Genomic DNA, 8,872 nt, shown 5'->3' with positions numbered 1-8,872 from the left:
GTAATGTAGCGATCGCTCCCAATTATGCCATCATTTGAAAGATAAGCATTATCTGTCCAGCTACCTGTAGCATCCGCAGTACCTTGGTTTGTAAGCGTCCAAACAATCTCAATCTGTTGTCCAGAAAGGGCTTCTACTGGGGCGGTAATGTTGCTGACTACTAAATCAGGGGCTTTGAGTGTGATACTAACAGCCTGGAAATTGTTAATATCACTAGTTTCAATTTGATTGTTGGCATTATCGGTTACAAACAGGAGAAAGCGATCGCCTGTTTTGGTGTTAGGCAGGTTAATATTTTGGGTAACACTATAACTTGCACCTGCTGCCAAAGGACTATCTGCTGCTGCGTCACGATTGACAACAACGGTATCGGTTGCATCTAGTATTTGGTCATCCGAAATATAAACATAGTCAGACCAATCAGAAAAAGCAGTCCCATTGCCTTGATTAGCCACAGTCCAAGACAGAGCAATAGTGTTGCCCAAAGTAGCAGATACTGGTGCAGTGGTAGCAGAAACTACTAAATCTGCGGCAGTTAGGTTAATCGCTACTGCTTGAATATTGTTAGTTTCATCTGTTTCGCTTTGCTGATTGTTACCATCTGCAACAAATAGCAGGTAGCGATCGCCGATTGTAGTGTTAGGAATGCTAATGTTCTGAGTAAAAGTATAACTTGCACCCGCCGCCAGAGGAGTATTTGCGGCTGCCGAGCGACTGGTGACAAAGATATCGCTAGCATCTAAAACTTGGTCATTGGAAATGTAGATGTAGTCAGACCAGTCAGCAGGTGCAGCAGAAGTACTTTGGTTAGTAACCGTCCATGACACTTCTACAGTTTCGCCCAAAGCAGCAGAAGCTGGGGAAATAGCAGCAGAAATCGCCACATCAGGATTAGTTATTTCAATCTCTACTGCTTTGACATTGTTAGTTTCATTGGTTTCGCTTTGATTTTGGGAACTATCAGCGACAAACAGTAAATAACGAATTCCAGTACCCGTATTTGCCAGCGTCAGATTACGGTTAATAGTGTAGCTGTTGCCAGCCGCTAGAGGAGTCTGAGTAGTAATAGATTCTGAAGAGAGTAAACTATCTAACCCAACATCCAAGGTAGAGTCATTAGAAAGGTAAACTCTATCAACCCAATCCGTTGCTGCTTCTATTGTCCCTTGATTGGCGACAGTCCAAGAAACTGCGATCGCACCACCTTGACTAGCTGAAGTTGGCGCTGTAGCCTCAGTCACACTTAAATCCGGTAGCCCCAGAGTAATTGTCACAGCCCGAACGTTATCGTTTTCGTCTGTCTCTCCTTGACTTTCGCCACCATCAGCAACAAATAATAAGTAGCGATTACCTGTACCAGTATTGGGGAGAGTAATGTTACGGTTAATACTATAACTACCACCAGCCGCTAAGGGAGTCTGACTAGTAATTGCTTCGGAAGTAACGAAAGTATCTGAACTATCTAAGCTAGTATCACTGGAAACATAGATATGATCAGCCCAATCTGCACTCGCTGCGGTTGTGCCAAGGTTTTTCACAGTCCAAGAAACTGCAATGCTGCTACCGAGACTAGCCGACGTGGGTGCAGTAGCTTCAGATACAACTAGATTAGGCGCACTGAAATTAATCGCAACGGCACGAACATTGTTGTTTTCGTTAGTTTCCCCTTGATTATTATCCCTGTCAGCGACAAATAATAAATAGCGATCGCCTGTAGTCGTGCTAGGTAAAGTTACATTTGTGTTGATGGTATAACTTGCTCCCGCCGCCAAGGGAGTTTGAGTCGAAACCCCTTCCAAAGTAACTAAGGTATCGGAACCATCTAAAGTTTGGTTGCTGGAAATATAAACATAGTCATACCAATCCCTTGGTGCATCTCCTGTACCTTGGTTTTTCACTGTCCAAGAAAGAGCAACGCTATCACCTAAAACCGCAGCACTCGGTGCTGTTGCAGAGTCAACTATTAAATCAGCCGCCGAGATGTTGATGGGAATGGCGTAGACATTATCAGTTTCGCTGGTTTCGCCTTGAACATTGTTCTGGTTGTTGTTGTTGAAACTGTAGTAACCTCTATCTGCAACAACTAGCAAATAGCGATCGCCAGTACCTGTATTTGGTAAAGTAATATTTTGACTGGCAGTATAACTTGCTCCCGCCGCCAGTGGAGTGCTACTACCAGCCCAGCGATAAGCAAGATATTGGTCGTTGCTGTCAAGTATCGCATCATTGGAAATAAAGATTGTATCGTACCAATCAGCATTAGCCCCAACAGAACCAACGTTGGCAACTGTCCAAGCAACATTGATGGCAGCACCAATAGAAACCGACTCTGGAGCAGTACCATTAGTTACAACTAAGTTAGGTGCATTGACGGTGAAGGGAGTGGCTACAACGTTGTTGGTTTCGTTGCTTTCAGCTTGGGCAGAAGTGGCATCAGTTCTAAACAGTAAATAACCACTGCCCACAGGGGCTTGATTTGGTAAGGTAATGCTGCGATTAATTGTATAATTTGAGCCAGCCACTAAGGGAGTTTGACTAGCGATGGATTCTGAAGTAACTAAAGTATCAGAACTGTCCCAAGTAGCATCAGTAGAAATATAAATTCTATCCGTCCAATCTGCGGGGGCTGTGACTGCACCTTGGTTAGCTACTGTCCACGATACATCAATTGTTCCACCCAAAGCCCCAGATTCCGGTGCTGTAGCCCCAGAAATTGTTAAATCTGGTACACCGATAGTAATGGGGATAGCCCGAACGTTATTACCTTCGTTGGTTTCACCTTGAGTGTTGGTTGAATCTGTTGCCAATAACAGATAGTAATCTCCAGCCGGACGGTTGGGTAAAGTAATATTCTGACTAATTGAGTAACTGCTACCAGCCGCTAGCGGGGTTTGTGTAGAGATGGATTGCTGCCTAATGCCAATATCACCAACACCCAAACTGTTATCTGTGGAAAGGTAAATTGTATCGTACCAATCCGTTGGTGCTTCTACTTCTCCTTGATTGGTTACTTGCCAACCAACACTAATAGAGCCTCCAGCAATGCCGTTAGTTGGGGCGCTAAGATCAGAAACGACTAAATCGGGAGCTTTCAGCGTAATGGGAACAGCCTTGACGTTATTATTTTCGTCGGTTTCTCCTTGCTGACTAGTACGATCTGTTCTAAACAGGAGGTGATAGTTGCCAGCAATAACATTGGGTAAATTAATACTGCTGTTAATAGTGTAATTACTACCTGCGGCTAGCGGTGTTTGTGTAGTAATTGATTGAGAGTTAAGCAAACGGTCATCAAAGTCACCAAAGATATCGTTAGTAGAGAGGTAAACAGAATCAGACCAATCTGTCGATGCCGTGAAATTACCTTGGTTAGTGACTGTCCAAGACACGTTTACGCTTCCATTTACAACTCCAGTTTCTGGTGCTGTTGCAGCTGATACGACTAAATCAGGCGCACTCAGAGTAATAGGAGTAGCGACAACATTATCAGTTTCGTTGGTTTCTCCTTGGGCTTTGTCATCGTCTGTGACGAATAATAAGTAGCGATCGCCTACCTTAGTTTGTGGTAGAAAAATATTTTGATTAATGACATAGCTAGCACCTGCGCCTAAAGGTGTATTAGAAGCTGTCCAAACTGCTTTAATATTGATATCGCCAATATTAAAAATTTGGTCATCAGAAATATAAACTCTGTCGTACCAGTCGGCATTAGCAGATACTGCACCTTGGTTACTAACAGTCCAAGATACAGAAATCGTCTCACCCAAGATAGCTGATGTTGGGGCAGTAGCAGAAACAACCAAATTTGGGGCAGTTAGCTGAATTGGTAGTGCCCGGACATTGTTAGAACCGTTTGTTTCACTCTGCTGATTAGCTCCATCGGTGAGAAATAGTAGGTAGCGATCGCCGATTGCAGTATTGTTAGGAAGGGATATGTTCTGGTTAAAGGTATAACTGCTTTCCACAGCTAAAGGGGTATTTTCTCCACTCCAGCGATCAGTGACATAGGTATCGCTACTGTCAAAAAACTCATCATTAGAAATATAAACATAGTCATACCACTGAGAGTCAGCCGCGATCGTACCCAGGTTTTTAACTGTCCAGGATAGAGAAACCGTCTCACCTAAGCCAGCTGACGCTGGGGCAGTAGCATCAGTTACTACTAAATCTGGCGCGTTGAATTCAATCTCTACTGTCCTGACATTATTAGCTTCATCAGCTTCGCCCTGATTTCCATCGCCATCTGCAACAAATAGCAAGTAACCAGAGCCGTTAGCTAAACCATAGTCAATATTTTCGTAGCCATAACCGTAGCCTGAGCTAATCGTAATGTCACGAGCAATGGTATAGCTTTTCCCTTCTGCAAGTGGCGTTTGTGGGGGACTAACATATTCACTAGAAATAAAAATGTCTTCAGAGTCCAGCGTTGGATTATTGGAGATATAAATATGGTCATACCAGTTATTGTTAGTAGATACTCCACCTTGATTAGTAACTGTCCAAGATACAGAAACTGTCTCTCCTACCGTCACTGATGCCGGGGCAGTAGCATCAGTTACCACTAAATCTGCGGCATTTATGGTAATAGGTTGAGCAAATACGTTAGCCTCTTCTGTTTCGCTTTGATTATTGTAGAAATCGGTGACAATCAGAACGTAGCGAGAGCCGATGGCAAAGTTAGACGGGACAGTCAAATTCTGGGTAAGAGTATAGCTACCCCCACCTTCTAGAGGTGTATTATCTCCAGCACTGACATCAGTGATAAAAATATCATTTCCGTCTAGAAACTCGTCTTTGGAAAAGAAAATTGCATCGCGCCAATTGGAATTAGTCGCCACTATCCCTTGGTTTTCTACTGTCCAAGATAGGTCAATCGATTCACCTAAAGCTGCCGATACTGGAACTGAAGTTCCAGACACCACTAAATTTGGTGGTTCTGTTCTTAAAACATATTTAGCATCAATCAACCAGTTCGGGACTCCATTAGTTGGTGTCCATATACCTGATGCTTCAAAGCGATAGTTGACACCTGCTTCTAAAGATGAGGAAAAGACTTTAGGCTGACCGATGGAAGCAACATTCTCTCTGGAATCAACAGTTAGGGTTTCAAAAGGATTTGATTCATACTCTCCGTTGACTTGCCGATAAACCTTAACAGTATAAGCTCCCTGATTATCGTCGTAGTTAGTATCATTAATATAAAAATCTACTGGTTGACCTTGCCCGACAACTTCCACCGAGTAGACATGATTCAACTGATAACTGCCCCAGAAGTCATCATCATCACCACCTAAAAGGGTCGAGAACAGTCCAAAATCGTAGTCAATAAAATCAGGATCTCGGTCTGGGGCATTTATGGTAATAGCTTGAGCAAATACGTTATTTTCTTGTGTTTCGCTTTGGTTATTGTAAAAATCGGTGACAATCAGAACGTAGCGAGAGCCGATGGCAAAGTTAGACGGGACAGTCAAATTCTGGGTAAGAGTATAGCTACCCTCACCTTCTAGAGGTGTATTATCTCCACCACTGACATCAGTGATAAAAATATCATTTCCGTCTAGAAACTCGTTTTTGGAAAAGAAAATTGCATCGCGCCAATTGGCATTAGTAACCTCTGTACCTTGGTTTTCTACTGTCCAAGACACAGAAATCTGCTCATTCAAGGTGGCAACTCCTGGGGTTGTAATCCCAGAAACTACTAAGTCTGAGTTACCAGTTAAAACAACAGGAACAGCATAGGCATTATTGTCACGTTCACTTTCAGGTTGATTGGGGTTAGTGGCAAAAATTAAATACTTGTTTCCTAGTCCTAAATTTGTAGGAATAAAAATATTCTGAGTTTGAGTATAGCTACTGTTAGCCGCTAAGGGTGTTGTTCCGGCGGTAAATAAAGCTAAACGGGTATCTGTCGCATCGATAATCGTGTCGTCTGACAAATAAACTTGGTCAGACCATAGCCCTTGGGTGCTGGTACTTCCTTGATTGGTAACTGTCCAATTGGTAGTGATTGTCTCTCCAATCCGAATCAGATTAGGAGATGCAATTCCACTAATTTCTAAGTCTTCTGCGGGTGCGGTTAGGGTTGCTGGTGTTAAAACTTCAGTCGGAATTACCTGCTTTTCACCACCCACCGGGGTGTAGCTGAGGATTACTGCTTGATCACCGTACTGCTCAAAAAATTCCAGCCGCAAATCATGTTCCCCAGCCGTTAAATTAATGACTCCAGATTGCTCAGTAAAACCATGAATTCCGTCATTATTAACTACTAACTCACCATTAATATAGAGGCGACTGCCATCATCACTAGCAGTATAAAAAGTAATATTTCCCGCTTCAGCAATGTTAATTTTGCCAGTCCACACTACACCAAAGGTTTCTGCTAAACCAGCAAAGTTGTCACCCTCAAAATTTACTTGCGGATCTACTTTGACGTATGTGGGTGCGAGGTTATCAAAGTCTGGGTATGTGTCAATGTAGCTGCCAATAAAATAATATTGACCCAATAACCCAGTTCCCGGAACTCCTAAAGTTGGTAGTTCCTCAAGGGTAGCGCTAAGGGTTGAAGTGTTCGGCTGTGTATAAGTCACCCATGCAGGCTGATTATCTGGTGTACCACCCCCCAGATAACCATCATTATTGTTACTGGTCAAATCCTCGATTGTTCCACCTGACCCTTCATTCAAATTCCAATAGCCGATTAAACCTGACTCCGTACCCTTCAAGCGGATACCCATATTTGCCTTAATCTCTGCTTGTGTCCGCGCTACATTCCAAATTCGGACTTCATCAATTGTGCCGTTAAGATGAAATAGATTTGTTGTGGAACTAACTTCGGCCCCAATACTAATGGACTCGGTGTTAGAAGTCAGACTACCAGCAACTGAAGCGATCGCTTGTTGAATTCCATCTACATATAATATTTGGTTTGTCCCATCGTAAGTGTAGGCGACATGATGCCATTTATTATCCCCAACAATTCCACCGCTTAAGCCGTGCTGAGAACTATTAATTTGACTTTCTACCACAAAAGTGCCGACATTTGGCTCTAAATAAAGCCCAAATACCTCAGAATCGTCAGGGCCTTTTCCAATGATTTTTGACCACGAACTGCTGGGAGTTGCCTTAATCCATGCTTCGACGGTGATGGTATTAGTATTAATACTTGTGTCGTATGGTATCGTTACATAATCGTTTAAGCCATCAAACACAAGAGCATAATTAGTAGACATAAGTCAATTCCCTTTTTAATTAAGTGGTCTACAATGGCTTTGTTGCTTTCAGCCCCGAATGATTTTCTTTAATTTTGAATTTGGAATTAAACCAAGCGGTTGACTACTTTTACCTTCGGACGCAAGCTGTACTGTCCTACAATCTGGACATCAAGCTCGTAATTCTCATCAAGTCCTCGACGCTTTAAAGCTTGGTTGATTGCATTCTGTGATGCTAAGATTTGCTCGACTCTTTGAGTGTGGGATAAGCTCTGGGAGTGGTAGCGATAATAGTAGAGGGGTTTGGCTAAGTGTTCTATTTCCGTCACCTCAGATAATCGCAAACACAAGTCATAATCTTGAGCTAGTTCAAATTCTTCGTTGAACCCACCTATTTGCTCATAAACATCTCGGCGCAATAACCGGAAATGAAAGACCATAAAATCAACTAATAGTCGCTCTTTAGAGTAAGGAATACTGCAACGTTGTCCGTATCCCAATATGCGCTTATCTTGATTAATTAACTGATAATCTGTGTATACCAGTCCGATATCTGGCCGTGCTTCTAGTATCGCAGTGGTTTCAGCTAAAGCAGTTGGTGCTAATAAATCATCGCTGTCTACCAATCCAAAATAAGGACTCTTTGTCTGTTTTATTGCTGCTTTTAGAGATTTTGTTCGCCCTTGATGTTCTGCTGCTATCACTTGGATTCGCTGGTCTTTTTGAGCAAAATCACGCGCTACTTTCACCGAATTATCACTAGAACCATCATCCCAAATTAATAGTTCTAAATCAGGTCGGGTTTGACTCAATACACTCTTGATAGCAGCAGCTAAATAGCACTCTCGATTGTAGACTGTCATAATAACAGCCACAGTTTTTTCCATGTTACATAGCTAGATTTAGTTGATAGCCAACTGAGTTCAAAAACTTGTTATTCACCACTTCTTGATAAGTCTCTAAATCAGTCTGCCAATTACCAATCACTTGGTTAATGGTAGCCAATCTTGGACTCTGTTCCTCTGGGGCGATCGCATGACCAAAATTTGCACTAAACAAAACTATCGGCAGTACTTTGTTATCTGGCAATTGTAGCCCAGCTTCATTAATATCCAAGGTCATCTGTGCATCTTCTAAGGTGTACAAAAACCGTGTTGCAGCTTGCACAGGTGCTTTACCAAATTCCTGCCAAGTCCCTGGATTCAACAGGGTTTTCAAGATGTAGTCACGAGCAGTATTTTGTTGTTGGTCAAACAGCACATGACCCCGAAAGTTAATGCTAATACCCTGATAATCTACCTGCGCTAATGTTTCCAAATACTTACTTGCTATTGCCGGAATTTCCACATCTTGTGGTTCTTTAGTGGCAATTGACTCGACAAAAATAATCCGATTTACTTCCGCAACTATATTAATACCGTTTTGGAAGACTACCTGAGAAGCCGTATTTGTCACAATTGGTTGTCGCGCCAGTTCCCACTCACTAGGGACGATACCACTATATTTAAGGAAATCTCGAGTCAAAATTGTCGGATTGTGCTGTTTAGCTGCAATGGCGATCGCAATTTCTTGAATTTCTAGACTGGGCTTCATATATTTTTTAGTTGTTTGCACATGGGATTTGAGTCAAGTCACTTTGCTCCAATTCAAAACTCCAAATTATCGAA

3 protein-coding genes are annotated in these 8,872 nt (G+C 42.5%); all 3 read right to left on the bottom strand.

Features of this window, described 5'->3' with window-relative positions:
* Positions 1 to 7,226: CARDB domain-containing protein (locus IQ246_RS27110; RefSeq protein ID WP_244142175.1), on the bottom strand; the 7,226-nt coding region annotated here is incomplete at its 3' end.
* 86 nt (positions 7,227 to 7,312) lie between these two features.
* On the bottom strand, positions 7,313 to 8,092 hold the full coding sequence (locus IQ246_RS27105) for a glycosyltransferase (protein ID WP_194006391.1): 780 nt from the start codon (positions 8,090 to 8,092) through the stop codon (positions 7,313 to 7,315).
* 1 nt (position 8,093) lies between these two features.
* Positions 8,094 to 8,798 (bottom strand): hypothetical protein, encoded by a 705-nt coding sequence (locus IQ246_RS27100; RefSeq protein ID WP_194006390.1) that lies wholly within the window; start codon positions 8,796 to 8,798, stop codon positions 8,094 to 8,096.
* Positions 8,799 to 8,872 lie beyond the last annotated feature (74 nt).

The organism is aff. Roholtiella sp. LEGE 12411 (genome assembly GCF_015206995.1).
Taxonomy (GTDB): domain Bacteria; phylum Cyanobacteriota; class Cyanobacteriia; order Cyanobacteriales; family Nostocaceae; genus Komarekiella.
This window is presented reverse-complemented; position numbering and strand designations above follow the sequence as displayed.

Excerpts from the sequence above, each read along its gene's own strand:
- IQ246_RS27100 (WP_194006390.1), bottom strand. The coding sequence starts at position 8,798 with ATGAAGCCCAGTCTAGAAATTCAAGAAATTGCGATCGCCATTGCAGCT.
- IQ246_RS27105 (WP_194006391.1), bottom strand. The coding sequence starts at position 8,092 with ATGGAAAAAACTGTGGCTGTTATTATGACAGTCTACAATCGAGAGTGC.